Origin of the sequence: Pantoea eucrina, from assembly GCF_001691555.1 — a bacterium.
In the GTDB taxonomy this organism is placed as follows: domain Bacteria; phylum Pseudomonadota; class Gammaproteobacteria; order Enterobacterales; family Enterobacteriaceae; genus Pantoea; species Pantoea borealis.
The window spans coordinates 302,533-328,606 of the sequence record NZ_MAYN01000008.1 but is presented as its reverse complement, the minus strand read 5'-3'; the positions used below and the strand labels follow the sequence as shown (position 1 = coordinate 328,606).

The 26,074-nt window shown below is 55.1% G+C and carries 22 protein-coding genes and 1 riboswitch; of the genes, 6 read left to right on the top strand and 16 right to left on the bottom strand.

Translation table 11 applies throughout. The features are described 5' to 3' along the window. Positions 1 to 468 precede the first annotated feature (468 nt). Together purH and purD are read left to right on the top strand one after the other, a co-directional pair. The gene (gene purH / locus BBA90_RS07660; protein ID WP_065648613.1) at positions 469 to 2,058 is read left to right on the top strand and encodes a bifunctional phosphoribosylaminoimidazolecarboxamide formyltransferase/IMP cyclohydrolase; all 1,590 of its coding nucleotides are present in this window, start codon (positions 469 to 471) and stop codon (positions 2,056 to 2,058) included. A 17-nt stretch (positions 2,059 to 2,075) separates the two neighbouring features. Next, positions 2,076 to 3,353, top strand: a complete 1,278-nt coding sequence (gene purD, locus BBA90_RS07655; RefSeq protein ID WP_065648612.1) for a phosphoribosylamine--glycine ligase — start codon at positions 2,076 to 2,078, stop codon at positions 3,351 to 3,353. A gap of 34 nt (positions 3,354 to 3,387) precedes the next feature. Here the strand turns inward: purD and BBA90_RS07650 are convergent, their stop codons facing one another. The 6 genes from BBA90_RS07650 to nudC all read right to left on the bottom strand — a co-directional run bounded on the left by BBA90_RS07650 (position 3,388) and on the right by nudC (position 7,790). Further along, a complete protein-coding gene (locus BBA90_RS07650) occupies positions 3,388 to 4,056 on the bottom strand; it encodes a DUF1481 domain-containing protein (protein ID WP_065648611.1) in 669 nt (222 codons plus the stop codon). Positions 4,057 to 4,124: 68 nt separating this feature from the next. Further along, positions 4,125 to 4,397: a nucleoid-associated protein HU-alpha gene (gene hupA, locus BBA90_RS07645; protein WP_006121511.1), complete on the bottom strand. Its 273-nt coding sequence runs from the start codon at positions 4,395 to 4,397 to the stop codon at positions 4,125 to 4,127. Positions 4,398 to 4,585: 188 nt separating this feature from the next. Continuing rightward, positions 4,586 to 5,176 carry a YjaG family protein gene (locus tag BBA90_RS07640; protein WP_039381849.1) on the bottom strand — a complete coding sequence of 197 codons (591 nt, stop codon included), beginning with the start codon at positions 5,174 to 5,176 and terminating at the stop codon, positions 4,586 to 4,588. Between the two features lie 62 nt (positions 5,177 to 5,238). Continuing rightward, on the bottom strand, positions 5,239 to 5,907 hold the full coding sequence (gene nfi / locus BBA90_RS07635; RefSeq protein ID WP_065648610.1) for a deoxyribonuclease V: 669 nt from the start codon (positions 5,905 to 5,907) through the stop codon (positions 5,239 to 5,241). Positions 5,908 to 5,909: 2 nt separating this feature from the next. Next, the gene (gene hemE, locus BBA90_RS07630; protein ID WP_065648609.1) at positions 5,910 to 6,977 is read right to left on the bottom strand and encodes a uroporphyrinogen decarboxylase; all 1,068 of its coding nucleotides are present in this window, start codon (positions 6,975 to 6,977) and stop codon (positions 5,910 to 5,912) included. A 39-nt stretch (positions 6,978 to 7,016) separates the two neighbouring features. Further along, positions 7,017 to 7,790, bottom strand: coding sequence for an NAD(+) diphosphatase (nudC, locus tag BBA90_RS07625; RefSeq protein WP_065648608.1), 774 nt, complete (start codon positions 7,788 to 7,790; stop codon positions 7,017 to 7,019). 86 nt (positions 7,791 to 7,876) lie between these two features. Here nudC and BBA90_RS07620 point away from each other — a divergent pair, with 86 nt between their 5' ends. The 3 genes from BBA90_RS07620 (at position 7,877) to thiE (ending at position 11,220) form a co-directional block, all read left to right on the top strand. Then, a complete protein-coding gene (locus BBA90_RS07620) occupies positions 7,877 to 8,383 on the top strand; it encodes an Rsd/AlgQ family anti-sigma factor (RefSeq protein ID WP_065648607.1) in 507 nt (168 codons plus the stop codon). A gap of 78 nt (positions 8,384 to 8,461) precedes the next feature. Next, a riboswitch (TPP riboswitch) is annotated at positions 8,462 to 8,562 on the top strand. Between the two features lie 91 nt (positions 8,563 to 8,653). Further along, the gene (gene thiC, locus BBA90_RS07615; protein WP_065648606.1) at positions 8,654 to 10,579 is read left to right on the top strand and encodes a phosphomethylpyrimidine synthase ThiC; all 1,926 of its coding nucleotides are present in this window, start codon (positions 8,654 to 8,656) and stop codon (positions 10,577 to 10,579) included. Next, positions 10,576 to 11,220 (top strand): thiamine phosphate synthase, encoded by a 645-nt coding sequence (gene thiE / locus BBA90_RS07610; protein ID WP_065648605.1) that lies wholly within the window; start codon positions 10,576 to 10,578, stop codon positions 11,218 to 11,220. Before thiC ends, thiE begins: the two co-directional genes overlap by 4 nt. A 159-nt stretch (positions 11,221 to 11,379) precedes the next feature. On the opposite strand, the gene BBA90_RS07605 is transcribed toward thiE, so the two are convergent. Then, complete coding sequence (locus BBA90_RS07605) at positions 11,380 to 12,837, bottom strand: PLP-dependent aminotransferase family protein (protein ID WP_065648604.1); 1,458 nt, start codon at positions 12,835 to 12,837, stop codon at positions 11,380 to 11,382. 177 nt (positions 12,838 to 13,014) lie between these two features. On the opposite strand from BBA90_RS07605, the gene BBA90_RS07600 reads away from it, so the two are divergent. After that, on the top strand, positions 13,015 to 13,203 hold the full coding sequence (locus tag BBA90_RS07600) for a DUF1127 domain-containing protein (protein WP_065648603.1): 189 nt from the start codon (positions 13,015 to 13,017) through the stop codon (positions 13,201 to 13,203). A 60-nt stretch (positions 13,204 to 13,263) separates the two neighbouring features. On the opposite strand, the gene rpoC is transcribed toward BBA90_RS07600, so the two are convergent. The 9 genes from rpoC to BBA90_RS07555 all read right to left on the bottom strand — a co-directional run. Beyond that, positions 13,264 to 17,487, bottom strand: coding sequence for a DNA-directed RNA polymerase subunit beta' (rpoC, locus tag BBA90_RS07595; protein ID WP_039381836.1), 4,224 nt, complete (start codon positions 17,485 to 17,487; stop codon positions 13,264 to 13,266). A gap of 78 nt (positions 17,488 to 17,565) precedes the next feature. Continuing rightward, entirely contained in the window at positions 17,566 to 21,594 is a 4,029-nt protein-coding gene (gene rpoB, locus BBA90_RS07590) for a DNA-directed RNA polymerase subunit beta (RefSeq protein WP_065648602.1), read from the bottom strand. Between the two features lie 326 nt (positions 21,595 to 21,920). Further along, entirely contained in the window at positions 21,921 to 22,283 is a 363-nt protein-coding gene (gene rplL, locus BBA90_RS07585; protein WP_065648601.1) for a 50S ribosomal protein L7/L12, read from the bottom strand. A 66-nt stretch (positions 22,284 to 22,349) separates the two neighbouring features. Beyond that, positions 22,350 to 22,847, bottom strand: coding sequence for a 50S ribosomal protein L10 (rplJ, locus tag BBA90_RS07580; RefSeq protein ID WP_065648600.1), 498 nt, complete (start codon positions 22,845 to 22,847; stop codon positions 22,350 to 22,352). A gap of 350 nt (positions 22,848 to 23,197) precedes the next feature. Further along, a complete protein-coding gene (rplA, locus tag BBA90_RS07575; RefSeq protein ID WP_039381829.1) occupies positions 23,198 to 23,902 on the bottom strand; it encodes a 50S ribosomal protein L1 in 705 nt (234 codons plus the stop codon). A 3-nt stretch (positions 23,903 to 23,905) separates the two neighbouring features. After that, positions 23,906 to 24,334, bottom strand: a complete 429-nt coding sequence (gene rplK / locus BBA90_RS07570; RefSeq protein WP_065648599.1) for a 50S ribosomal protein L11 — start codon at positions 24,332 to 24,334, stop codon at positions 23,906 to 23,908. Between the two features lie 146 nt (positions 24,335 to 24,480). Then, positions 24,481 to 25,026, bottom strand: coding sequence for a transcription termination/antitermination protein NusG (gene nusG / locus BBA90_RS07565; protein ID WP_039381825.1), 546 nt, complete (start codon positions 25,024 to 25,026; stop codon positions 24,481 to 24,483). Position 25,027: 1 nt separating this feature from the next. Then, on the bottom strand, positions 25,028 to 25,411 hold the full coding sequence (gene secE, locus BBA90_RS07560; protein ID WP_039381824.1) for a preprotein translocase subunit SecE: 384 nt from the start codon (positions 25,409 to 25,411) through the stop codon (positions 25,028 to 25,030). A 230-nt stretch (positions 25,412 to 25,641) separates the two neighbouring features. Further along, on the bottom strand, positions 25,642 to 26,074 hold a 433-nt coding region (locus BBA90_RS07555), incomplete at its 5' end, for an EF-Tu/IF-2/RF-3 family GTPase (protein ID WP_240484886.1).

Below are 26,074 nucleotides of genomic sequence, written 5' to 3'. Positions count from 1 at the left end.
AGCGGTGCGTCCAGCGCCTTAAGCGTCTGTCGCGAGGTGGCGTATATTACGCTTTCCTCCTTCGGAGTCAACCACTTTTTTCAGCGTTTTTCTCCGGCGGAAGTTCTTACCGAATCTTCCTGTCAACGCCGTTTTCCGTAAGCCGGTGTGCCGTGTCGATGGAGGCGCATTATAGGGAGTTCTTCCGGGCTGACAAGCGTTAAATTCGGGAAAAATGACTGTTCGCTGCATTCCCCAGCAAAAGGGGGCTTTATACCCTGTTACGCACAGTGTTATCCACAAAACAGCGGACAGACAAATTTAAGCGAGCATCGCGCAAACGTTTTCGCTACAATGCCTCGCGACGTCAGGGACGCCCCTTTTGGGGCGTTACATGAGGCAAACGCGTTATCTTCTTTATAGAAGTGCGCTTTCAGCCTGATGTAACGCTCTTATTTACGCGAAACAAAGCCAAGGGATAAAACCACCATGCAACAACGTCGTCCTGTACGCCGCGCTCTGCTCAGTGTCTCTGATAAAGCCGGTATCCTCGAATTTGCTCATGCACTCTCACAACGAGGCGTCGAGCTACTCTCCACAGGTGGCACTGCACGTTTGCTGGCAGATGCAGGCCTGCCCGTCATTGAAGTGTCTGACTACACCGGTTTCCCGGAAATGATGGATGGACGCGTTAAGACTCTGCATCCCAAAGTACATGGCGGCATCCTTGGTCGTCGCGGTACCGATGACGCGATTATGGCAGAACACGCTATCAATCCGATTGATATGGTGGTGGTTAACCTCTATCCCTTTGCGCAGACCGTGGCTAAGCCTGACTGCTCGCTGGAAGATGCGGTCGAGAATATTGATATCGGCGGGCCAACCATGGTGCGCTCAGCGGCTAAGAATCATAAAGATGTGGCGATCGTGGTTAAGAGCAGCGACTACACCAGCATCATTGCAGAGATGGATGCCAGTGATAATGCGCTGACGCCGGAGACGCGTTTTGATCTGGCAATTAAAGCGTTTGAGCACACCGCCGCTTACGACAGCATGATTGCAAACTACTTTGGCACGCTGGTTCCTGCTTATCATGGCGAAACCCGCGCACCCGCCGGTCGCTTCCCGCGCACCCTGAATCTCAACTTCATTAAGAAGCAGGATATGCGTTATGGCGAGAACAGCCATCAGGATGCCGCCTTCTATATAGAAGAAGAGATTGCAGAAGCCTCGGTAGCCACTGCGCAGCAGCTGCAGGGCAAGGCACTCTCTTACAATAATATTGCAGATACCGATGCCGCACTGGAGTGCGTAAAAGCGTTCGACGAACCTGCCTGTGTGATCGTCAAACACGCCAACCCGTGTGGCGTAGCGGTGGGGACATCCATCCTTGATGCTTATGAACGCGCTTATCAGACTGACCCGACCTCTGCTTTTGGCGGCATTATCGCGTTTAACCGCGAGCTGGATGAGGCGACTGCACAGGCAATTATCAGCCGTCAGTTTGTTGAAGTGATTATTGCCCCTTCCGCCAGTGACGCGGCGCTGCAGGTAACAGCAGCAAAACAGAACGTGCGCGTGCTGATCTGCGGTCAATGGCAGCAGCCGGTTGCCAGCCTGGACTTCAAACGGGTCAATGGCGGTCTGCTGGTACAGGATCGCGACCTCGGGATGATCACCGCCGACCAGCTTCGCGTGGTCACGCAGCGTCAGCCGACTGAGCAGGAGCTGCGTGATGCGCTGTTCTGCTGGAAAGTCGCCAAGTTTGTTAAATCCAATGCCATTGTTTATGCCCGCGACAACATGACTATTGGTATCGGTGCCGGTCAGATGAGCCGCGTTTACTCTGCCAAAATTGCCGGCATTAAGGCGAGCGATGAGGGGCTGAAGGTCACAGGCTCAGCGATGGCATCCGATGCCTTCTTCCCGTTCCGCGATGGTATTGATGCTGCCGCCGCGGCCGGCGTGAGCTGTGTTATTCAGCCCGGCGGTTCTATCCGCGATGAAGAGGTGATTGCTGCTGCAGATGAGCACGGCATCGCGATGATCTTTACCGATATGCGCCATTTCCGCCATTAACAGCTGGAGCAGCAATAATGAAAATTTTAGTAATTGGTAATGGCGGACGTGAGCACGCGCTGGCGTGGAAAGCGTCACAGTCGCCGCTGGCTGACACTGTGTTTGTCGCACCGGGTAACGCAGGCACTGCGCTGGAGCCGGCCCTGCAGAATGTGCCCATCAGTGCGACCGATATCCCTGCCCTGCTGGCGTTTGCGCAGCAGGAACAGATTGACCTGACGATTGTCGGCCCGGAAGCGCCGCTGGTGATCGGCGTGGTTGATGCCTTCCGCGCCGCCGGGCTGAAGATCTTTGGCCCGACGCAGGCGGCAGCCCAGCTGGAAGGCTCGAAAGCCTTTACCAAGGATTTTCTGGCGCGCCAGCAGATCCCGACCGCTGAATATCAGAACTTTACCGAGGTGGAACCCGCGCTGGCTTACCTGCGCGAGAAAGGTGCGCCCATTGTTATCAAAGCCGATGGTCTGGCTGCAGGTAAAGGCGTAATTGTCGCGATGACGCTGGCTGAAGCGGAAGCGGCGGTGCAGGATATGCTGGCTGGCAATGCATTTGGCGATGCCGGCCATCGTATCGTAATTGAAGAGTTTCTTGACGGTGAAGAAGCCAGCTTTATTGTCATGGCAGATGGCAACCACGTGCTGCCGATGGCAACCAGCCAGGATCACAAGCGCGCGGGCGATGGTGATACGGGTCCCAACACGGGCGGTATGGGGGCCTACTCACCGGCACCGGTGGTCACTGATGAGATCCACCAGCGCGTCATGGACCAGATTATCTGGCCAACCGTGAACGGTATGAAAGCAGAAGGCAATACCTATACCGGTTTCCTGTATGCCGGTCTGATGATCGATAAATCAGGTCAGCCAAAGGTCATTGAATTTAATTGCCGCTTTGGCGACCCGGAGACGCAGCCCATTATGCTGCGGCTGAACTCTGACCTGGTGGCACTCTGCCTGGCAGCAGTCGATGGCACCCTGGATACGCAGACGTCGGAGTGGGATGCACGTCCTGCACTGGGTGTGGTACTGGCAGCAGGCGGCTATCCGGGCAGCTACCGTACCGGCGATCAGATCCACGGCCTGCCGCTGGAAGCCGTGCCTGAAGGCAAAGTATTTCATGCGGGCACCACGCTGCAGGACGATCGGGTGATGACCAGCGGCGGACGTGTGTTGTGCGTCACGGCACTGGGAGAAGATGTGGCTACAGCGCAACGCAACGCCTACGCGATGGCAGAGTCTATCTCCTGGGACGGCTGCTTCTGCCGTCACGACATCGGCTATCGCGCCATCAACCGCTGATAGTCGCGGGGCACTCTGCTGTGCCCCGTTTTCTTTAGCCGCTCAGATCGCTCTCTGTCGGCTGCCAGCTACACTCATCCTCTGTGGTAACGCGCAATACCTGGATCCCTTCCGGGGCTTCGAGCCATGACACCATCAGCGGCGCTGACGCCTGTTGCTGCTGCGCCAGGCGCCTCAGCGTGTCACTGTCAAACGCGACATTCTGCTGGCGACCTGCGCAGTCGCGTACCGTGTTGCCGCCCAGCCAGTGTCCCTGTTTCAGTAATACCCGGCCGCTCAGCAGTGCATTGCTCTGCGCCAGCATACGCTGTGCGTCAAAACGATAAAGCGCAACGGCATCATCACTCAGCGCTTCGCGTCGTCCTGCCAGCTGGCGCTGCATAAAATTGAGGTTGCCCTGATGATCAAAGCGCAGCGTGACGTCATCGGGCTGCTCACCGGTGCGATGGCGTTCCACACTCAGCAGTGTCTCGTGTTGCCAGATATAGTCTGTGGTTTCACGCACGGGCGTGCTGAAAGGGTTATAAACGGTGCGCAGATGGATCAGATCGTGGTCGCTGTTTTTGCGCCAGATGCGGACCGCGCCGCGATCGGCCAGGTAGCCGCTGGCGGTAAACGCCGGAAGGTCAGGTGTGGCGCTGCAGCCGGAAAACAGTACAGCACAGAGCAGGATACGGATGCGCCGGAAAAGCGTATTCGGCATAGCAGGCTCCGGTAACAAAAAGGGGCGAAATCGCCCCTCTTCTAAAGCTAAACCGCAAGGCGGAAAACTTACTTAACTGCGTCTTTCAGTGCTTTACCAGAAACGAAAGCTGGTACGTTTGCTGCTGCGATTTTGATCTCTTTGCCAGTCTGTGGGTTACGACCGGTACGCTCAGCGCGGTGGTTCACTTTAAAAGTACCAAAACCAACCAGTTGTACAGCATCACCTTCTTTCAGAGACTCAGTGATCGCAGCCAGGGTAGATTCCAGCGCAGCTTTAGCCTGGGTTTTAGACAGGTCCGCTTTTTCTGCGATCACATCAATCAGTTGAGTCTTGTTCATAAGTTATCCTTAAAGTGTATTTATCGCTTGCTAAGCAACGAGTGCGAGGGAAAAGCCATATTCTGGCACTCTTCAGCCTGCACGCACCGATAGCCACAATTTTCAGCCCCCCAAATGTAGACCAGACAGGGGGCTAATGTGAAGCCTCCAGGCGCGCTAATTCAGGCCTGGAGTCACGTTTTATCGCCTTACTGCTGAAAATTTATACCGATGTTACTGATTCCGGCTTCGCGCAGGTCAGAACGCAGTCCTTTGATCAGCTCAAGGTCGCGCTCTTCGCACTCAGCGAGCAGGCGAAAAATCTCCCACTGCATATCCCATTCATCAATCACCGCCTGGTTTTCACGCAGCTCTTCGTCGCTCATTTCGCGTCCTGCCTGCGTCATTTCCAGAATAGCCACGGTGGTGATAGATGTACGACTCACCTCAATCGCGTGCTCCAGCGTTTCACCGCTCAGCATCGCGTGCAGCACTTCGCTCAGTGCTACGCAGGCATCGATGGCCGGATGAACACCGTAAACATCGAAATCATCGCCAGCCGGGATCGCCTCTTCCAGTTTCTCCAGCTGACTGTCGAAATTGATTTTGGCATCTTTCACCGTCAGGCTTTCCCATACCAGATCAAGAATACGGCGATAGAGCTGAGGATCGGCAAATCCGGTCTGTTCGCAGAAGGCCCAGTAATTAGGGAACATCCGCTCGCATAAACAGGCCATGAAGGTCATATGCTGCCAGCTTTCCAGCTTCGCCAGACGCAAATGCACGGGGTTCTGTAACATCAAACTTACTCTCAATAGGTTAGCTGGCGGCAGTGTACCGCAAAAGGCGCAGACAAACAGCGTCAGCGCGCATTTTGCCACTTCACAAATGCAGGCCGCCCTGAGGCGACCGCATCTGCCCAGCGCGTAGGTTCCGGTAAACGGTAGCCGCCCATACAGGCTTCAACCCAGTGCAGCGCACTGTCCAGGCTGACACGGTGCCCGGTAGAGATAAACAGCGGGTTACAGCGTGCTTTGCTGCGCCACACCCAGGCAAGCTGTTCACCTTTATCCATTAGCGGCTGCCGGCTGCCGGGTGCAGCATCCAGATCGGCAAAGCGGCCACACAGCCGCTTTTTGGCTACGCCGATAGTGGGAATATCCAGCATCGAACCAAAATGTGCCGCCACGCCGAGGCGCCTGGGGTGCGAGATGCCGTGCCCGTCCACAAACAGCAGGTCGGGCTGCTGCGTCAGCTGCTGCCAGGCCGCCTGCAGCGCAGGGATTTCCCGAAACGAGAGAAAGCCCGGAATATAGGGCATGGTGGTAGGAATGCGCGCAATGCGATGCTCCACCAGCGTAAGTGAGGGGTACTCCAGGATGACGATAGCAGCGCGCGTTACCTCGCCGCCCTGCTCAAATCCGACATCAGCGCCGCCGATAAAGCGCGGCGGCAGAACGTCAAAATCGTCCTGCCGCACAACGTTAGCAGCCAGCGCCAGCTGTTCCTGACGTAATGCGGCTAAATCCATGCTTATTCCTGATGGTATTGACGTGAAAGACGATGCACCGCCTCAACGAACACACCTGCGTGCTCTGGCGGCACATCCTGATGGATACCGTGCCCGAGGTTAAATACGTGTCCCTCACCCTGACCAAATCCGGCAAGAATGGTGGCCACCTCCTCTTCAATACGGGCAGGCGGCGCATAAAGCATAGACGGATCCATGTTGCCCTGCAGGGCGACTTTATGGCCCACGCGACGACGCGCCTCAGCCATGTCCATCGTCCAGTCCAGCCCCAGCGCGTCACAGCCGGTGGCAGCCATCGCCTCCAGCCACTGTCCGCCGCCTTTGGTAAACAGCGTAACCGGTACACGACGGCCTTCGTTCTCACGCACCAGACCGTCCACAATTTTATGCATGTAATTCAGCGAAAAATCGCGGTAGTCGCGTCCGGTCAGCACGCCACCCCAGGTATCAAAGATCATAACCGACTGCGCACCCGCTTTGATCTGCGCATTAAGGTAGAGGATCACGCTGTCTGCCAGTTTATCCAGCAGCGTATGCAGCGTGTGCGGTTCGGCATACATCATCTTTTTGATTTTAGTGAATGCCTTGCTGCTGCCGCCCTCAACCATATAGGTTGCCAGCGTCCACGGGCTGCCGGAAAAGCCGATCAGCGGAACGGCACCGTTGAGGTTGCGGCAGATGGTCCGTACCGCATTCATCACGTAACCCAGCTCCTGCTCCGGATCGGGCACCGGCAGGTTATCGACGTCTGCGCGACAGGTAATCGGGCGGGAGAAGCGCGGACCTTCGCCGGTTTCAAAATAGAGACCCAGCCCCATCGCGTCGGGGATAGTTAAAATATCGCTGAAGAGGATAGCTGCATCCAGCGGATAGCGGCGCAGCGGCTGCAGCGTCACTTCACATGCCAGCTCAGCATTTTTACACAGCGACATAAAATCACCGGCTTCAGCGCGCGTGGCTTTATATTCCGGTAAATAGCGTCCGGCCTGACGCATCATCCAGACCGGGGTAACATCTACAGGCTGGCGCAGCAGGGCGCGCAGATAACGGTCGTTCTTCAGTTCACTCATAATGGGCTCTCTCATGCTAAGGGCGTCAGTGTAGCATTTTCATGCCACGCTGGCGCGACACAGCGCCACGGTGTCTTCAATCAGGCGCCGGGCAACGGTGCCCGGTGGCGGCAGCTGTGGCAGCGCATCAAAGCGATACCAGCCCGCATCCAGCAGCTCTTTTCCATCGTGCTGCAGCTCGCCGTCCTCATACTCCGCCATAAAGGCTGTCATCAGCGAATGGGGAAATGGCCACGGCTGTGAGGTGACATAGCGCACGTTTTTAACCCGTACATTACTCTCCTCCATGACCTCACGCGCCACCGCCTGCTCCAGCGTTTCACCTACTTCGACAAAGCCAGCCAGTACCGTATAGATGCTGTTACGATGGCGGGCATGATTGGCCAGCAGGATCTCATCGCCGCGGCGAATCGCCACAATGATGCAGGGTGCAATCTGTGGATAGTAACGTTCGCGGCAGTGGGTACAGAGGCAGGCAAACTCACGCGGACTGACGCGCATCTCATGGCCGCAGTAGCCGCACCAGCGGTGGGAGCGGTAGAATTCAGCCAGCTGCACTCCCCGGCCGGCGAGCTGAAACAGCCCGGGATCCTGATCGATAATCTGCCGGACCGAGCCCATATTTTCCGGGCGCGACGTCTGGATCAGCCAGACGTTTTCGCCCTGCCACTCACCGATAAGCATGCCGTGCTGGCCTGTAAGGTCGAAATCTGCCGCTAAGCCGTGCGGTAGCTCACCCTGCGGCAACCAAAGTTTCTGTTCAGAGCTGACAATCCACCAGCCAGCGTCTACGCTTGAGATCTCACGTTGCATCTTATTCGTTGTCCTTAGCGTCGCACGGCACGCTGAAAGTCTGATGTTAAGTGTAATGAACAACTATAACTCACCGGGAGCCTCATATGCTTACCCAGTTAGATAACCTGACCAGGCGTGTCGGTGGCGGTAATGAATTAGTCGATGCATGGTTACGTGCGCGTCGGCATTTGCTTGTCACTTATTATGAATTAATCGGCATTAAGCCTAATAAAGAGGCGCTGACGGCGCTGAATGAGCAGGCTCTGGATGACTTCTGCCACACGCTGGTAGACTATCTCTCAACCGGCCATTTCAGTATGTATGAGCGCATTATCAGGGATCTGCAGGGCGATAGTCCGCTGGTTGCTGCAGCGCATCTCTACCCGGCGCTTGAAAGCAATACCGATCGCATCATGCAGCTGTATGACAGTCATCTGCAGCAGGCGATTACCGATGAAAACTGCGTTGAGTTCCAGCGGGCGCTCTCTGAAGTAGGCGAAACGCTGGCGTCGCGCTTTTCTCTGGAAGATAAGCTGATTCAGATGGCGTGGGATAACCAGCTGGTTTCTCCGCCTGTTGCAAACGACAGCACTATTGCGCGTCCGGCCTGATCCTTCTGCAGTTGTAAAATCCTTGTTATTCCGTAAAAGCCCACTTATGCTGACCGGGCTTTTATTGTTTTAAACAGAAACACCTTGTCGGAGTGCCCCCCGGGGCTGAGACCGTTAATTCGGGATCCGCGGAACCTGATCAGGCTAGTACCTGCGAAGGGAACAAGAGTAGCTATTATCAGCGCACGATCGGGCCTTACCTGACTGCAGGCGCTGTTACTCCTTCCGGACTCCGGACAAGCAACTTCCACTGACTTCAGGAACTTTGCTATGTCTGCTGCTAAACCTTCTCGTCGTGAACAGCGCGCGCAAGCGCAGGATTTTATCAACTCGCTGCAGGGCACCGCCTTTCCCAACTCACAGCGTATCTGGATCACCGGCAGCCGCGCTGACATTCGCGTGCCGATGCGTGAAATCCAGCTCAGTCCTACCCATACCGGTGGTACCAAAGCGGAACCGCAGTATGAAATCAATGAGCCCGTTCCGGTTTATGACACTGCAGGCGCCTATGGCGACCCGCAGGCCACTATCGATGTCCATCAGGGGCTGGCAAAGCTGCGCGCCGCGTGGATAGCCGGGCGCAATGACAGTGAGCCGGTTGCTCAGCGCAGTTCCGCTTATACGCAGCAGCGTCTGGCCGATGAAGGTCTGGATCATCTGCGCTTTGAATCGCTGCCCTCTCCGCGCCGTGCGAAGCCTGGTCGCTGCGTCACGCAGCTGCACTACGCCCGTCAGGGCATAGTGACGCCGGAAATGGAGTTTATTGCGATTCGTGAAAACATGGGCCGTGAACGCATCCGCAGCGAAGTGCTGCTGCAGCAGCACCCGGGCGAAAGCTTTGGTGCGCACCTGCCGGCAAATATCACCGCAGAATTTGTGCGCGACGAAGTCGCCAGCGGGCGCGCCATTATCCCAGCCAATATCAACCACCCCGAATCAGAACCGATGATTATTGGCCGCAATTTTCTGGTGAAGGTCAATGCCAATATCGGTAACTCTGCGGTCAGCTCGTCGATTGAAGAGGAGGTGGAAAAGCTGGTGTGGTCCACGCGCTGGGGTGCCGATACCGTGATGGATCTCTCCACCGGCCGCTACATCCATGAAACGCGCGAGTGGATCCTGCGTAATAGTCCGGTTCCCATCGGCACCGTGCCGATCTATCAGGCGCTGGAAAAAGTGAACGGTGTCGCTGAAGATCTCAACTGGGACATTTTCCGCGATACGCTGCTGGAACAGGCAGAACAAGGCGTCGATTACTTCACTATCCACGCCGGGGTACTGCTGCGCTATGTGCCGATGACGGCCAGACGTCTGACCGGGATCGTGTCACGCGGTGGCTCGATTATGGCGAAATGGTGCCTGTCACATCACCAGGAGAGTTTTCTCTATCAGCATTTCCGCGACATCTGCGAAATCTGCGCCGCTTATGACGTTGCCCTGTCGCTGGGCGATGGCCTGCGCCCTGGCTCGATTCAGGATGCCAACGATGAGGCGCAGTTTGCAGAACTCAGAACGCTGGGCGAGCTGACCAAAATCGCCTGGGAGTATGACGTACAGGTGATGATTGAGGGACCGGGCCATATTCCGATGCAGATGATCCGGCGCAACATGACCGAGCAGCTGACACACTGTGATGAGGCGCCCTTCTACACGCTTGGCCCGCTGACCACCGATATTGCCCCCGGCTACGACCATTTTACCTCCGGTATTGGCGCGGCGATGATTGGCTGGTTCGGCTGCGCGATGCTCTGCTATGTGACGCCTAAAGAGCACCTTGGTCTGCCAAATAAAGAAGATGTAAAGCAGGGGCTGATCACCTATAAGATCGCCGCGCACGCCGCCGATCTGGCCAAAGGGCATCCGGGGGCGCAAATCCGCGATAACGCCATGTCCAAAGCGCGATTTGAATTCCGCTGGGAAGATCAGTTTAATCTCGCGCTGGATCCACACACCGCCCGCGCCTATCACGATGAAACACTGCCGCAGGAATCCGGCAAAGTTGCGCACTTCTGTTCTATGTGCGGGCCGAAGTTCTGCTCAATGAAAATTACCCAGGAAGTACGGGAATTTGCGGCGCGCCAGCAGGCTGATGCACAGCCGGTTGAGGTGGGGATGGCGCAGATGTCCGAAACATTCCGCCGCCGCGGAGGCGAGCTTTATCATCCTGCCGATGCGGTTAATAAGGAGAAAGCATGACGGCCGCATTTGCCGCTACGGCGCCGCAGCTGGGGCTCTATCCGGTGGTTGACAGCGTCAGCTGGATCGAACGGCTGCTGGCCGCCGGCGTACGCACGATCCAGCTGCGCATCAAAGATCTGCCCGATCGCGAGGCAGAAGATTCGGTACGTAAAGCGATTGCGCTGGGCCGGCGCTATCGGGCACGGCTGTTCATTAATGACTACTGGCGTCTGGCCATTGCGCATCAGGCATACGGCGTACATCTGGGTCAGGAGGATCTGGAGGTGGCGGATCTGCAGGCTATTCGTCAGGCAGGCCTGCGGCTGGGGATCTCAACGCATGATGATGCAGAGCGGGAACGCGCGGTGGCACTGCGGCCTTCTTATATTGCACTGGGGCATATCTTTCCCACGCAAACCAAGCAGATGCCGTCTGCACCACAGGGAGTGGCACAGCTGCAGCGGCACCTGCCGCACCTGCAGGGGATCCCCGCGGTCGCTATCGGCGGTATTTCCCTGGCGCGCGTGCCTGAGGTGCTGGCGACCGGGGTCGGCAGCATTGCGGTCGTCAGCGCCATTACGCAGGCAGCTGACTGGCGCACCGCCACGGCTGAGCTGCTGCGGCAGGTGGGAAGCGGAACGCCGATCGAAGAGGCGTGAAAACCCGTGTAAAACACACTGAAATCGCAGGGTCCGGCACGCAGGGATAGCCAGCAGGCCTCGTCTGCGCGCCGGAAACCGGTACAGTAGCTCTGCCCGCTGTGGTTTGCAGCGGGCCAGGGCTGATTACCCTTCTCTCCTCAGCCCTGCCTTTCCGGTTTATTCCACCAGCAGCTGCGGTGCCTGATGCCGGTCGCTGCTGCACGCCTGCATAGCGCGCTCTATCGCCATTCCCAGCTGCGCCAGCGCCTGTTCCGTCTGTTCATTCACAGGCAGGCCGTAATTCAGCCGCAGACAGTTACGGTATTTGCCCGAAGCGGAAAACAGAGAGCCCACGGCGACCTGCAGGCTGGCCTCGCGCAGCTCGGCGTTAAGCCGCACCGCGTCAAACGCCTCCGGCAGCTCAATCCACATCAGAAATCCGCCCTGCGGCCGCGATACGCAGATGCCGCAGGGAAAGTAGTGCCGCACCCAGCAGCTGAAGGTTTCATAATTGCGCTGATATACCTGACGCATGCGGCGCAGATGCGGGAGATAGTGGCCCTGACGAATAAACTCTGCCACGGTGTGCTGCGGCAGCGTCGCCGTGGAACCGGTGCCGATATATTTCATATGCAGCACCCTGTCGCGATAACGCCCCGGCGCCACCCAGCCCACCCGCAGCCCGGGTGCCAGCGTTTTGGAAAAGGAGCTGCAGAGCAGTACGCGGCCATCCATGTCGAGCGATTTGAGCGTCACGGGACGCGGGTAGTCCCATGCCAGCTCGCCATAGACATCATCCTCAATGATGGCGGCATCAACCCGCTGCGCCAGCGCCAGCAGCGCCCGCTTGCGCGCTTCCGGCATGATAAACCCCAGGGGATTATTGCAGTTGGGGACCACCACCACAGCTTTGATTGGCCACTGCTCAAACGCCAGCTCCAGCGCATCCAGGCTGATCCCGGTAACTGAATCGGTCGGGATCTCAATGACCCTGATCCCCAGTCCGCGCAGCGTCTGCATCGTGCCATGGAACGCGGGCGACTCCACAGCAATGATGTCACCCGGCGCGCAGACTGCACGAATTGAAACCGACAGCGCCTCATGGCAGCCGGTGGTGATCACAATATCCTCCGCCGTCAGCTGGCAACCGCTGTCGATGGTCAGGCGCGCTACCTGTTCCCGCAGGGCGCTGACGCCGAGCAGGCTGTCATAGTTCAGCAGTTCGGTCTGCTGTTTCTGCGCCAGCCGGCCCATGATTTTCCACAGCGGTTTCAGCGTCGGCTGCGTCAGATCGGGCATCCCGCTGCCCAGCTGTATCACCTCATCGCTGGCACGGCTGCTGAGAAGTTCCAGCACGGAATCCCACTGCGTAACCTCTACCGGCCGCTGTACCGGACGCGTCAGCGCAGGCACAGGCGGTGTTGCTTTATGCGTGGCAACAAAATAGCCGGATCGCGGCTGCGGTACGATGAGCTGCTTCTCTTCCAGCAGGTGATACGCCTGCTGCACGGTGCTGATACTGACCCCGTGCTCGCTACTCAGCGTACGTACTGAAGGCAGACGTTCACCGCTGCGATAAAGCCCCTGCTTAATCCGATCGGAAAGCAGGCAGGCCAGATGCTGATAGCGCGTCATTGTATGCTCCTGGTAATAAGTCCATCTAAAAAAACCAGTACAGATAAGCGCTACTTTTAGCATTCAGATGCGGCAAAACGCAATCTGTATGGTAAATAAACTCCGGATTTGAGTCTGTATGGTTTTGGCGGGAAAACGGACAATGCTGCTCAGATACCCCCGTTAAGGAGCAAGAGAATGGAATTTGATCAGAATCGTGCTGCAAAACCTTTTAGCGTTACGCTACCGGATATGATCCGCGCAGCGCTGCAGATGCTGAAGCAGTGGCGAGCCCGGCGCGCAACGCGTCAGGTACTGGCGCAGCTCAGCGACAACCAGCTGCGCGATATTGGCCTGACACGCCACGAAGTAAAGGGTAAACGCTGAGCCTCAGGCAAAAAAAAACCCTGCCGGAGCAGGGTTTTTTCGCGTTGGTGCGGCAGACGATTACTCGTCGTTGTTGCCACCCAGACCCGCGTTCAGCAGCTCAGCCAGGCTGGCAGAGGCTTCATCCGCAGTGACCTGCGGTGCAACCGGTGCTTCACCCGCCTGACGGCGACGCATACGATCCTGATGGTACGCATAACCGGTACCGGCCGGGATCAGACGACCCACGATAACGTTCTCTTTCAGGCCGCGCAGTTCATCACGCTTGCCTGCTACCGCGGCTTCGGTCAGGACACGCGTGGTCTCCTGGAACGAGGCTGCAGAGATGAACGACTCGGTTGCCAGAGACGCTTTGGTGATACCCAACAGATCGCGTGCATAGGTTGCACCGATTTTGCCAGCGGTCTCCAGATCGCGGTTAGAGATCTTGATGCGGGAGACTTCTGCCTGCTCGCCTTCAAGGAACTCTGAGCTACCCGCGCTCATGATGGTCGCTTTACGCAGCATCTGACGTACGATGACTTCGATGTGCTTATCGTTAATCTTAACGCCCTGCAGGCGGTAAACTTCCTGCACTTCGTTAGTGATATAACGCGTTACCGCATGAACGCCACGCAGACGCAGGATGTCGTGTGGTGATTCCGGGCCGTCAGATACGACGTCACCGCGTTCCACGCGCTCACCTTCGAATACGTTAAGCTGACGCCACTTCGGAATCATCTCTTCGTACGGATCGCTGCCATCAACTGGCGTGATCACCAGACGACGCTTGCCTTTGGTCTCTTTACCGAAGGAGATAATACCGCTGATCTCCGCCAGGATTGCTGGCTCTTTCGGACGACGCGCTTCGAACAGATCCGCAACGCGTGGCAGACCACCGGTGATGTCCTTGGTACCGCCAGATTCCTGCGGAACACGCGCCAGGGTATCACCCGAGCTGATCTTCACGCCATCTTCCAGCTGCACAATCGCTTTGCCTGGCAGGAAGTACTGAGCCGGCATGTCGGTGCCCGGGATCAGAACGTCGTTGCCGTTAGCATCAACGATTTTCAGCGCCGGACGCAGGTCTTTACCGCCAGCAGTACGCTCTGCGGAATCCAGTACCACCAGCGATGACAGACCGGTAAGGTCGTCAGTCTGACGGGTAATGGTCTGACCGTCGATCATGTCGGTGAAGCGGATGAAACCACCCACTTCGGTGATTACCGGCATGGTGTGCGGATCCCAGTTTGCTACGGTTTCGCCCGCCGCAACCTGCTCGCCATCACCTTTCGCCATCACCGCACCGTAAGGCACTTTATAGCTCTCTTTGGTACGACCGAACTCGTCGATCATCTTCAGCTCAACGTTACGTGAGACGATAACCAGTTTCCCGGAGGAGTTGGTTACAGACTTCGCGTTGGTCAGCTTGATAGTGCCTTTGTTCTTCACCTGAATGCTGGATTCAGCCGCCGCACGCGATGCCGCACCACCGATGTGGAACGTACGCATTGTCAGCTGAGTACCCGGCTCACCGATGGACTGTGCTGCGATAACGCCGATGGCCTCACCTTTGTTGATGATGTGACCACGTGCCAGATCGCGACCGTAGCAGTGTGCGCACACACCGAAGTCGGTTTCACAGCTTACGACTGAACGCACTTTGATGACGTCAACAGAGTTCTCTTCTACCACGTCACACCAGTGCTCATCGATCAGCGTGTTACGCGGGATCAGAATGTCAGCAGTGCCTGGCTTAAGAACGTCTTCAGCCGTTACACGGCCCAGTACGCGCTCACGCAGCGGCTCTTTAACGTCGCCACCTTCGATAACCGGCGTCATCATGATGCCTTCGAACGTGCCACAGTCATCTTCGGTAACCACCAGATCCTGCGCCACGTCAACCAGACGACGGGTCAGATAACCGGAGTTTGCCGTTTTCAGTGCGGTATCGGCGAGACCTTTACGTGCACCGTGCGTCGAGATGAAGTACTGCAGTACGTTCAGACCTTCACGGAAATTTGCCGTGATAGGCGTCTCGATGATGGAGCCATCTGGCTTCGCCATCAGACCACGCATACCTGCCAGCTGACGAATCTGTGCTGCAGAACCACGCGCACCGGAGTCGGCCATCATGTAGATGCTGTTGAACGAGACCTGCTGCTCTTCTTCACCGTTACGGTTAATAACGGTTTCAGTCTGCAGGTTATCCATCATCGCTTTAGAGACGCGTTCGTTCGCAGCAGCCCAGATATCGATGACTTTGTTGTAACGTTCGCCCGCAGTGACCAGACCAGACTGGAACTGTTCCTGAATCTCAGCCACTTCCGCTTCCGCTTCCGCGATGATTTCCGCTTTCTTCGCCGGGATAACCATATCGTCGATACCGACTGATGCACCTGAACGGGCTGCATAGGCGAAACCGGTGTACATGGTCTGGTCAGCAAAGATAACGGTCGGCTTCAGGCCCAGAATGCGGTAACAGGTGTTCAGCATTTTGGAGATCGCTTTCTTACCCAGCGCCTGGTTGACGATGGAGTAAGGCAGACCTTTCGGTACGATCATCCACAGGATCGCACGGCCAATGGTCGTGTCGATCAGGCTGGTTTTCGCAACGAGCTCTTCCTGTTCGTTTTTCGCATATTCTGTAATACGCACTTTAACGCGGGCGTGCAGCTCAGCCAGGCCAGCGCGGTAAACACGCTCAGCTTCTTTCGGGCCGGTCAGCACCATACCTTCGCCTTTGGCGTTTACTTTGTCGCGGGTCATGTAGTACAGACCCAGAACAACGTCCTGTGAAGGAACGATGATTGGCTCACCGTTCGCTGGCGACAGGATGTTGTTGGTCGACATCATCAGCGCACGCGCTTCCAGCTGTGCTTCCAGCGTCAGCGGTACGTGTACCGCCATCTGGTCACCATCGAAGTCGGCGTTATAGGCCGCACAGACCAGCGGGTGCAGCTGGATCGCTTTACCTTCGATCAGAACCGGTTCAAACGCCTGGATACCCAGACGGTGCAGCGTTGGTGCACGGTTCAGCAGTACCGGGTGTTCGCGGATCACTTCATCCAGGATATCCCAGACAACCGCTTCTTCGCGCTCAACCATTTTCTTGGCTGCTTTGATGGTGGTAGCAAGACCACGCAGTTCCAGCTTGCCGTAGATGAACGGTTTGAACAGCTCCAGTGCCATTTTCTTCGGCAGACCGCACTGATGCAGACGCAGGTATGGACCCACGGTGATAACCGAACGACCGGAGTAGTCAACGCGTTTACCCAGCAGGTTCTGACGGAAACGACCCTGCTTACCTTTGATCATGTCAGCCAGCGATTTCAGCGGACGCTTGTTAGAACCGGTGATGGCACGACCGCGACGGCCGTTATCCAGCAGGGCATCTACCGCTTCCTGCAGCATACGCTTTTCGTTGCGCACGATGATATCTGGCGCAGCCAGATCCAGCAGACGCTTCAGACGGTTGTTACGGTTGATTACGCGACGATAGAGATCGTTGAGATCTGACGTTGCGAAACGACCACCATCCAGCGGTACCAGCGGACGCAGATCTGGCGGCAGAACCGGCAGAACGGTCAGGATCATCCACTCTGGCTTGTTGCCAGACTGCACGAACGCTTCCAGCAGCTTGATACGCTTGGTCAGCTTTTTACGTTTGGTCTCGGAGTTAGTCTCGTTCAGCTCTTCACGCAGCTGCTCGCACTCTTGCTCCAGATCCATATTTTTCAGCAATGCCTGGATCGCTTCCGCACCCATCTTCGCGTCAAATTCGTCACCGAACTCTTCCAGCGCGTCAAGGTACTGCTCTTCCGTCAGGATCTGACGTTTTTCCAGGTTGGTCATACCGCCTTCGATAACCACATAGGATTCGAAGTAAAGTACGCGCTCAATGTCACGCAGTGGCATATCCAGCAGCAGGCCGATACGGGACGGCAGCGACTTCAGGAACCAGATGTGTGCAGTAGGTGAAGCCAGCTCGATGTGACCCATACGCTCACGGCGTACTTTAGTCTGCGTCACTTCAACGCCGCACTTCTCGCAGATCACACCGCGGTGTTTCAGGCGCTTGTACTTCCCGCACAGGCATTCGTAGTCTTTAACTGGTCCGAAAATACGGGCACAGAAAAGACCGTCACGCTCTGGCTTGAAGGTACGGTAGTTAATGGTTTCCGGCTTTTTAACTTCACCAAAAGACCAGGAACGGATCATGTCTGGCGAAGCCAGCGCAATTTTGATCGCATCAAACTCTTCGGTTTTAGTTTGCGCTTTCAGAAACTTAAGTAAGTCTTTCACGGATTAGCTCCCGTCGGAGTGGAACTCTCAGGGACGCGCGCCCGGGGTGCGCGTCCCATAACCAGTACTTGCGAGTGCTTACTCGTCTTCCAGCTCGATGTTGATACCCAGCGAGCGAATCTCTTTCAACAGTACGTTGAAGGATTCCGGCATGCCCGGTTCCATCTGATGATTGCCATCGACGATGTTTTTATACATCTTCGTACGGCCGTTGACGTCATCAGACTTAACGGTAAGCATTTCCTGCAGGGTATACGCGGCACCGTATGCTTCCAGTGCCCACACTTCCATCTCACCGAAGCGCTGACCACCGAACTGCGCCTTACCACCCAGCGGCTGCTGAGTAACGAGGCTGTAGGAGCCGGTCGAACGGGCGTGCATCTTGTCATCAACCAGGTGGTTAAGTTTCAGCATGTACATGTAACCTACGGTTACCTGACGCTCAAACTGCTCACCGGTACGGCCATCAAACAGCGTGATCTGACCGGAAGAAGGCAGGCCGCCGAGCTGCAGCAGCTCTTTGATCTCGCTCTCTTTCGCACCATCGAACACTGGTGTAGCGATTGGCATACCTTTTTTCAGGTTCTCTGCCAGACGCAGCACTTCATCGTCCGAGAAGGTGTTCAGATCAACTTTCTGACGCACGTCGGTGCCCAGATCGTAAGCACGCTGGATAAACTCACGCAGTTTGGCGACTTCTTCCTGCTTCTTCAGCATCGCATTGATCTTCTCACCAATGCCTTTCGCCGCCATACCCAGATGGGTTTCCAGAATCTGACCGATGTTCATACGCGATGGTACGCCCAGCGGGTTCAGTACGATGTCAACCGGCGTGCCATTCTCGTCATAAGGCATATCTTCGATCGGGTTGATCTTGGAGATAACACCTTTGTTACCGTGACGGCCTGCCATTTTGTCACCAGGCTGGATCTGACGTTTAACGGCCAGATAAACCTTAACAATCTTCAGCACGCCTGGTGCCAGATCGTCGCCCTGGGTGATTTTGCGACGCTTCGCTTCGAGTTTCTTCTCAAACTCGTGCTTCAGCTCATCATACTGTCCGGCCAGCTGCTCGAGAGTGTTCTGCTTCTCTTCATCAGTCAGGCCCAGCTCCAGCCAGCGCTCACGCGGCAGCTTGTCCAGCTTGTCCGCTTCAACGCCACCGGCGATCAGCACAGCCTGGATACGGCTGAACAGACCCGCTTCAAGGATCTGCAGCTCTTCAGACAGGTCTTTCTTCGCCTGCTTCAGCTGCATCTCTTCGATTTCCAGCGCACGCTTGTCTTTTTCCACGCCATCGCGGGTAAAGACCTGAACATCGATAACGGTACCGGAGACGCCATTCGGTACGCGCAGCGACGAATCTTTCACGTCGGACGCTTTTTCACCGAAGATAGCGCGCAGCAGTTTCTCTTCTGGCGTCAGCTGGGTTTCACCTTTAGGCGTTACCTTACCAACCAGAATGTCACCGCCGGTTACTTCTGCACCGATATAGACGATACCGGATTCATCCAGTTTAGAGAGCGCAGCTTCACCCACGTTCGGGATGTCAGCGGTGATCTCTTCCGGCCCCAGTTTGGTGTCACGCGACACGCAAGCCAGTTCCTGAATGTGGATCGTGGTGAAACGGTCTTCCTGCACTACACGCTCAGAGACGAGAATGGAGTCTTCGAAGTTGTAACCGTTCCATGGCATGAACGCCACGCGCATGTTCTGACCCAGCGCCAGCTCACCCAGATCGGTGGATGGACCATCTGCCAGCACGTCGCCGCGCTCGATTGGCTCACCCAGAGAGACACACGGCATCTGGTTGATGCAGGTGTTCTGGTTTGAACGGGTGTACTTGGTCAGGTTGTAGATGTCGATGCCGGCTTCGCCTGCATACATCTCATCTTCGTTAACTTTGATAACGATACGGGATGCATCTACATACTGTACGGTACCACCACGTTTCGCGACGGCAGTTACACCGGAGTCAACCGCTACTGCACGTTCCATACCGGTACCTACCAGCGGCTTATCAGCGCGCAGGGTCGGGACCGCCTGACGTTGCATGTTCGCACCCATCAGGGCACGGTTAGCATCATCGTGTTCCAGGAACGGGATCAGTGACGCACCGACAGAAACCACCTGCTGGGTGGAGACGTCCATGTAGTCAACCTGATCGCGGCTGAACAGGCTTGACTCACCTTTGCTACGGCAGGTGACGAGATCGTCAACGAAGCTGCCGTCATCCGCGAGGTTGGTGTTCGCCTGAGCGATAACGTAGTTACCCTCTTCAATTGCAGAGAGGTAATGAATTTCATCACTCACTTTGCCATCAACAACGCGACGGTATGGCGTCTCAAGGAAACCATATTCGTTGGTCTGCGCATAGACAGAGAGTGAGTTGATCAGACCGATGTTCGGGCCTTCCGGCGTTTCGATTGGACATACGCGACCGTAGTGAGTCGGGTGTACGTCACGCACTTCGAAGCCAGCACGCTCACGGGTCAGACCGCCTGGGCCCAGAGCAGAGATACGACGCTTATGCGTAATTTCAGACAGCGGGTTGTTCTGGTCCATAAACTGAGACAGCTGGCTGGAACCAAAGAACTCTTTCACTGCGGCTGAAATTGGCTTGGCGTTAATCATGTCCTGCGGCATCAGCGTATCGAGGTCGCCCAGTGACAAACGCTCTTTCACTGCACGCTCAACGCGGACCAGACCGACACGGAACTGATTCTCAGCCATCTCACCGACAGAACGGATACGACGGTTACCAAGGTGATCGATGTCATCCACTTCACCGATACCGTTACGGATACCGATCAGCTTCTTCATCACCTCGATGATATCTTCTTTGCTCAGGATACCTGAACCTTCGATCTCATCGCGCAGCAGAGAACGGTTGAACTTCATGCGGCCAACCGCAGAGAGATCGTAACGATCCTCAGAGAAGAACAGGTTCTCGAACAGGTTTTCCGCTGCTTCACGCGTTGGCGGCTCGCCCGGACGCATCATGCGGTAGATCTCAACCAGCGCGCTCAGGCGATCGTTGGTCGGGTCAACACGCAGGGTCTCGGAGATATAAGGGCCGTGATCCAGATCGTTAGTGAACAGGGTTTCGATGCGCTTGTGGCCTGACTGGCTCAGTTTTGCCAGCAGATCCAGCGACAGTTCCATGTTAGCCGGAACAATCAGCTCACCGGTGTTCAGATCGATGTAGTCTTTAGCAACCACTTTGCCGGCAATATATTCCACCGGAACTTCGATATGCTGAACACTGTCTTTTTCCAGCTGACGAATATGGCGCGCAGTGATACGACGACCTTTCTCAACGTAGACCGTGCCATTGGCTTCGATATCGAAGGAGGCAGTTTCGCCACGCAGGCGCTCAGGCACCAGCTCCATCTGCAGCTTGTTATCGCGGATTTCAAAGACCACTTTTTCGAAGAACAGATCGAGGATCTGCTCAGTGGTATATTCCAGCGCGCGCAGGATGATACTGGCCGGCAGCTTACGACGACGGTCAATACGGACGAACAGGTTATCTTTTGGATCGAACTCGAAGTCGAGCCATGAACCACGGTAAGGGATGATACGTGCGTTATACAGCACTTTACCGGAAGAGTGCGTTTTACCCTTATCGCTGTCAAAGAACACGCCAGGACTACGATGCAGCTGAGAAACGATAACACGCTCAGTACCATTGATAACAAAGGTACCGTTGTCAGTCATGAGTGGAATTTCACCCATGTAGACTTCTTGTTCTTTAATGTCTTTGACGGTGCCTTCCGGCGCTTCGCGCTCGTAGATCACCAGACGCAGTTTCACGCGCAGCGGTGCCGAATAGGTCACGCCACGGATCTGACATTCAGTTACGTCAAAGACCGGCTCACCCAGGCGATAGCTAACATACTGCAATTCAGAGTTGCCGCTGTAGCTCGCGATTGGGAAAACGGAACGGAAGGCTGCTTCCAGACCGTATTGGCCTTCTGGATCTTGCTCGATGAACTTCTGAAACGAGTCAAGCTGGATAGAAAGGAGATAGGGAACATCCAGAACTTGTGGACGTTTACCAAAATCCTTACGAATACGTTTTTTCTCGGTATAGGAGTAAACCATAGGGTTCCTCAGCTAGCTGACAAGTCGACCCACGCTGTCCGTCCTGACGGGACAGTTATGCAACACTATTTTTGTTTTTCATGCGATGCGTGACACCCCATGCAATACATCTTTCTATCACTCTTAAATCATTTCATCGCTGTTGTGCCGGCAGGGAACCGTCACAGGAGAGCGGTATATTAAGGCGTCGATAGAAAAAGATATTGAAGAGAAACAATGGATAAACAGTGCGAAACGCCATCGTTCCCCTGTAGCGCAAAAAGGCTGGTGACCAAAAAGTCACCAGCCATCAGCCCGATTACTCAGACTGCAACCCTAAGGTTGTCTTACTTAACTTCAACTTCAGCGCCAGCTTCTTTCAGAGCAGCTTCAAGTGCAGCTGCATCATCTTTGCTGATGCCTTCTTTGATCACGCCAGTCGCTTCAACCAGATCTTTGGCTTCTTTCAGGCCCAGACCAGTTGCAGTACGTACTGCTTTGATTACTGCTACTTTGTTCGCGCCAGCTGCTTTCAGCACAACGTCGAACTCAGTTTTCTCTTCAACAGCTTCAGCCGGGCCAGCAGCTACAGCTACAGCAGCAGCAGCAGAAACGCCGAATTTTTCTTCCATAGCAGAAACCAGCTCAACTACTTCCATTACGGACATAGCTGCAACGGCTTCCAGGATTTGATCTTTAGTGATAGACATGTCGATTGTTCCTAAAATTCACAAAAAGTTTATACGTAAGCAGGTACGAAGGAAAAGAAAGAGGCCTTAAGCCGCTTCTTTTGCATCGCGTACAGCAGCCAGAGTGCGAACCAGTTTGCCAGCAGCGGCTTCTTTCATGGTCGACATCAGACGTGCCAGTGCTTCTTCGTAAGTCGGCAGAGTTGCCAGACGGTCAATATTGTCCGCCGTGATCAGCTCACCTTCAAAGGCTGCAGCTTTGACCTCAAATTTTGCATTCGCTTTCGCGAACTCTTTGAACAGACGAGCAGCAGCGCCCGGGTGTTCCATAGAGTATGCAATCAGGGTCGGACCAACAAACGTGTCTTTCAGGCACTCAAAAGGAGTACCTTCAACGACGCGGCGCAGCAGGGTGTTGCGAACAACACGCATGTAAACGCCAGCTTCACGACCTGCTTTACGCAGTTCAGTCATTTTATCAACGGTAACGCCACGGGAATCCGCAACAACCGCTGAAAGCGCGCCTTTGGCTACTTCGCTAACTTCAGCAACAATCGCTTGTTTGCCTTGAAGATTTAATGCCATTAGCTTTGCTCCTGGATTTGACCGGGAAAAATTTCCCGGAACTCACTTCACCTGACTGCCCGAAAGCAGCAGGCGCTATTACACGGTGAGCAGAATCCAGTGAAGAAATAAATCTTTGTGGTTCTGTCACCGTCTACGCAGGATATTAAGCAGGGTTTCCGAAGAAAGGCCCGCTCCTGCGGTCTTGGACGGAGGCCAGGATTAGGCCTGGCTCCAACCTTAGCCACTGTATTTTAATGCGTTACCGCATTAAGCCGCAGTGACTATGAATTTGGGTTCTGAGAACAGTGTTCATTCAGAACAACGGGCGTAAGATTCTAGATGAATTTTTCGCCCGTTTCAAGCAGCAATTAGTTTGCTACTGCGTTCAGACCAGCCTGGTCAACGGCAACGCCGGCGCCCATGGTGGTAGAGATGCTGACTTTCTTGATGTACACGCCTTTAGCCTGAGCAGGTTTTGCTTTTTTCAGCGCGACCAGCAGAGATTCCAGGTTTTCTTTCAGTTTGTCAGTATCGAAGTCCACTTTACCAATGGTAGTGTGGATGATGCCGTTTTTGTCGTTACGATAACGAACCTGACCCGCTTTAGCGTTCTTAACCGCTTCAGCAACGTTTGGCGTTACAGTACCAACTTTCGGGTTTGGCATCAGACCGCGTGGGCCCAGAACCTGGCCCAGCTGGCCAACAACGCGCATTGCATCCGGAGATGCGATAACAACGTCAAAGTTCATTTCGCCTTTTTTGATCTGATCAGCCAGATCTTCCATACCTACCAGCTCAGCGCCAGCTGCTTTAGCAGCTTCAGCGTTTGCGCCCTGGGTAAAGACAGCAACACGTACTGAACGACCAGTACCGTGTGGCAGAACGGTTGCACCGCGTACGTTCTGATCAGATTTACGTGCATCGATGCCGAGGTTAACAGCAACGTCTACGCTTTCTGTGAATTTGGCAGTAGCCAGTTCTTTCAGCAGAGCAACAGCTTCGTTGATGTCATACTGTTTAGTTGCATCAACTTTGTCACGGATCACGCGCATGCGCTTGGTCAGCTTAGCCATTTCTTAATCCTCCACTACCAGGCCCATGGAACGAGCAGTACCTTCGATAGAGCGAGTCATCGCTTCTACGTCAGCACCAGTCATGTCCGCAGCTTTGGTTTCTGCGATTTCACGTACCTGAGCACGAGTTACTTTACCGACTTTGTCTTTGTTCGGCTTACCAGAACCAGACTTGACGCCCGCTGCTTTTTTCAGCAGTACGGCAGCCGGAGGCGTTTTGGTAACGAAGGTGAAAGAACGGTCGCTATATACAGTGATAACAACTGGAGTAGGCAGGCCTTTCTCCAGAGATTCTGTTTTGGCGTTAAACGCTTTACAGAATTCCATGATGTTAACACCCTGCTGACCCAGAGCCGGACCAACCGGTGGGCTCGGGTTAGCCATACCAGCTGCAACCTGCAGCTTAACGTAGGCTTGTACTTTCTTGGCCATGATAATTCCTCTATTGGGTATAGCGCCTGAAAACAGGCTCCCCGTGGTAACGATTTACCCGCTGTTGCCAGCGTGTAAAAACAAAAGGCGCGAAATTATAGGTAAATTTCGCGCCTTCTGCAAGAGTCAAAAAGTGAACAAAAGGGTTAACCTTTCTCCACCTGAGCAAAATCGAGCTCAACCGGTGTTGCACGACCAAAGATAGAGACCGACACTTTCAGACGGCTCTTCTCATAGTCAACTTCTTCGACCACGCCGTTGAAGTCAGCAAACGGACCGTCGTTGACGCGTACCATCTCGCCTGGCTCAAACAGCGTTTTCGGACGCGGCTTATCACCTACCTGCTGCAGGCGGTTCATAATCGCATCAACTTCTTTGTCACTGATTGGTGCAGGACGGTCAGATGTACCGCCAATGAAGCCCATTACACGCGGTACACTGCGCACCAGATGCCAGCTGGCGTCATTCATCACCATCTGGACCAGTACGTAGCCAGGGAAGAATTTGCGCTCGCTTTTGCGACGCTGACCGCCACGGATTTCAACGACTTCTTCAGTCGGCACCATGACGTCACCAAACAGTTCTTCCATGTTGTGCAGTTTGATATGCTCTTGCAGCGACTTCGCTACGCGGGCTTCAAAACCGGAGAACGCCTGAACGACGTACCAGCGTTTTTTTGGAGCTTCAGACATCTCAGAACCTCAGGCCAGTAATAAACGATACCAGACGGACCAGAATACCATCCAGCCCCCACAAAATCAGTGACATCACGGCCGTAACCGCGGCAACGATTAGCGTGGTATGTAAGGTTTCCTGACGGGTTGGCCAGATAACCTTGCGCATTTCGGTTCTTGCTTCACGAGCAAAAGCCACGGTTGCTTTACCTTTGATAGTCAGTAAAGCGATGCCACCCGCAGCAGCGATCAGCACTACTACAGCCAGCGCACGTAAGGGCAGTGTAATATCGCGATAGAGATAGTTACCCACAATGGCAACCAGCAGTAACGCAATGACAGCTACCCACTTTATCGCTTCCAGGCCGCGTCCGCTCCCTTGAGCTTCGGTATTCGCACTCATAAACCAACCTGCCACAATAATTCAGAAACTATTCTGCCCCGCATAGAGGCGAGGCATCCAAACCGAATGAGCTGTTGGGCATAACTCGGTCTCCAGCGCTGTAAAACAGAGCCTGTCTCAGCAATGATTATGATTGAAAATCACTGATGAGCCAGGTTCTATGTGACAGCGTGCAAAAAGGGCATCAAATGATGCCCTTTTCATGCGCATTGCGTCAAATACTATCGCAATTAAGCGATAACAGAAGCAACAACGCCCGCGCCAACGGTACGGCCGCCTTCGCGGATTGCGAAGCGCAGACCCTGGTCCATCGCGATTGGGTGGATCAGGGTAACAACCATCTTGATGTTGTCGCCTGGCATTACCATTTCCACGCCTTCTGGCAGCTCAACTGAACCGGTCACGTCAGTGGTACGGAAGTAGAACTGTGGACGGTAGCCTTTGAAGAACGGAGTATGACGGCCGCCTTCGTCTTTAGACAGAACGTAAACTTCTGACTCGAACTTGGTGTGTGGCTTGATTGAGCCCGGCTTCGCCAGAACCTGTCCACGCTGGATGTCTTCGCGCTTGATACCGCGCAGCAGAACACCACAGTTCTCGCCCGCCTGACCCTGGTCCAGCAGCTTGCGGAACATCTCAACGCCGGTACAGGTTGATTTCGCG

Coding starts and splice junctions, on each gene's coding strand:
- BBA90_RS07605 (WP_065648604.1), bottom strand. CDS start 12,837: ATGACGCGCTATCAGCATCTGGCCTGCCTGCTTTCCGATCGGATTAAG.
- nusG (WP_039381825.1), bottom strand. CDS start 25,026: ATGTCTGAAGCTCCAAAAAAACGCTGGTACGTCGTTCAGGCGTTCTCC.
- BBA90_RS07650 (WP_065648611.1), bottom strand. CDS start 4,056: ATGCCGAATACGCTTTTCCGGCGCATCCGTATCCTGCTCTGTGCTGTA.
- thiC (WP_065648606.1), top strand. CDS start 8,654: ATGTCTGCTGCTAAACCTTCTCGTCGTGAACAGCGCGCGCAAGCGCAG.
- BBA90_RS07640 (WP_039381849.1), bottom strand. CDS start 5,176: ATGTTACAGAACCCCGTGCATTTGCGTCTGGCGAAGCTGGAAAGCTGG.
- purH (WP_065648613.1), top strand. CDS start 469: ATGCAACAACGTCGTCCTGTACGCCGCGCTCTGCTCAGTGTCTCTGAT.
- rplL (WP_065648601.1), bottom strand. CDS start 22,283: ATGTCTATCACTAAAGATCAAATCCTGGAAGCCGTTGCAGCTATGTCC.
- BBA90_RS07600 (WP_065648603.1), top strand. CDS start 13,015: ATGGAATTTGATCAGAATCGTGCTGCAAAACCTTTTAGCGTTACGCTA.
- nudC (WP_065648608.1), bottom strand. CDS start 7,790: ATGCAACGTGAGATCTCAAGCGTAGACGCTGGCTGGTGGATTGTCAGC.
- hupA (WP_006121511.1), bottom strand. CDS start 4,397: ATGAACAAGACTCAACTGATTGATGTGATCGCAGAAAAAGCGGACCTG.
- secE (WP_039381824.1), bottom strand. CDS start 25,411: ATGAGTGCGAATACCGAAGCTCAAGGGAGCGGACGCGGCCTGGAAGCG.
- rplA (WP_039381829.1), bottom strand. CDS start 23,902: ATGGCTAAGCTGACCAAGCGCATGCGCGTGATCCGTGACAAAGTTGAT.
- nfi (WP_065648610.1), bottom strand. CDS start 5,907: ATGGATTTAGCCGCATTACGTCAGGAACAGCTGGCGCTGGCTGCTAAC.
- purD (WP_065648612.1), top strand. CDS start 2,076: ATGAAAATTTTAGTAATTGGTAATGGCGGACGTGAGCACGCGCTGGCG.
- rpoB (WP_065648602.1), bottom strand. CDS start 21,594: ATGGTTTACTCCTATACCGAGAAAAAACGTATTCGTAAGGATTTTGGT.
- thiE (WP_065648605.1), top strand. CDS start 10,576: ATGACGGCCGCATTTGCCGCTACGGCGCCGCAGCTGGGGCTCTATCCG.
- BBA90_RS07620 (WP_065648607.1), top strand. CDS start 7,877: ATGCTTACCCAGTTAGATAACCTGACCAGGCGTGTCGGTGGCGGTAAT.
- rplJ (WP_065648600.1), bottom strand. CDS start 22,847: ATGGCATTAAATCTTCAAGGCAAACAAGCGATTGTTGCTGAAGTTAGC.
- hemE (WP_065648609.1), bottom strand. CDS start 6,977: ATGAGTGAACTGAAGAACGACCGTTATCTGCGCGCCCTGCTGCGCCAG.
- rplK (WP_065648599.1), bottom strand. CDS start 24,334: ATGGCCAAGAAAGTACAAGCCTACGTTAAGCTGCAGGTTGCAGCTGGT.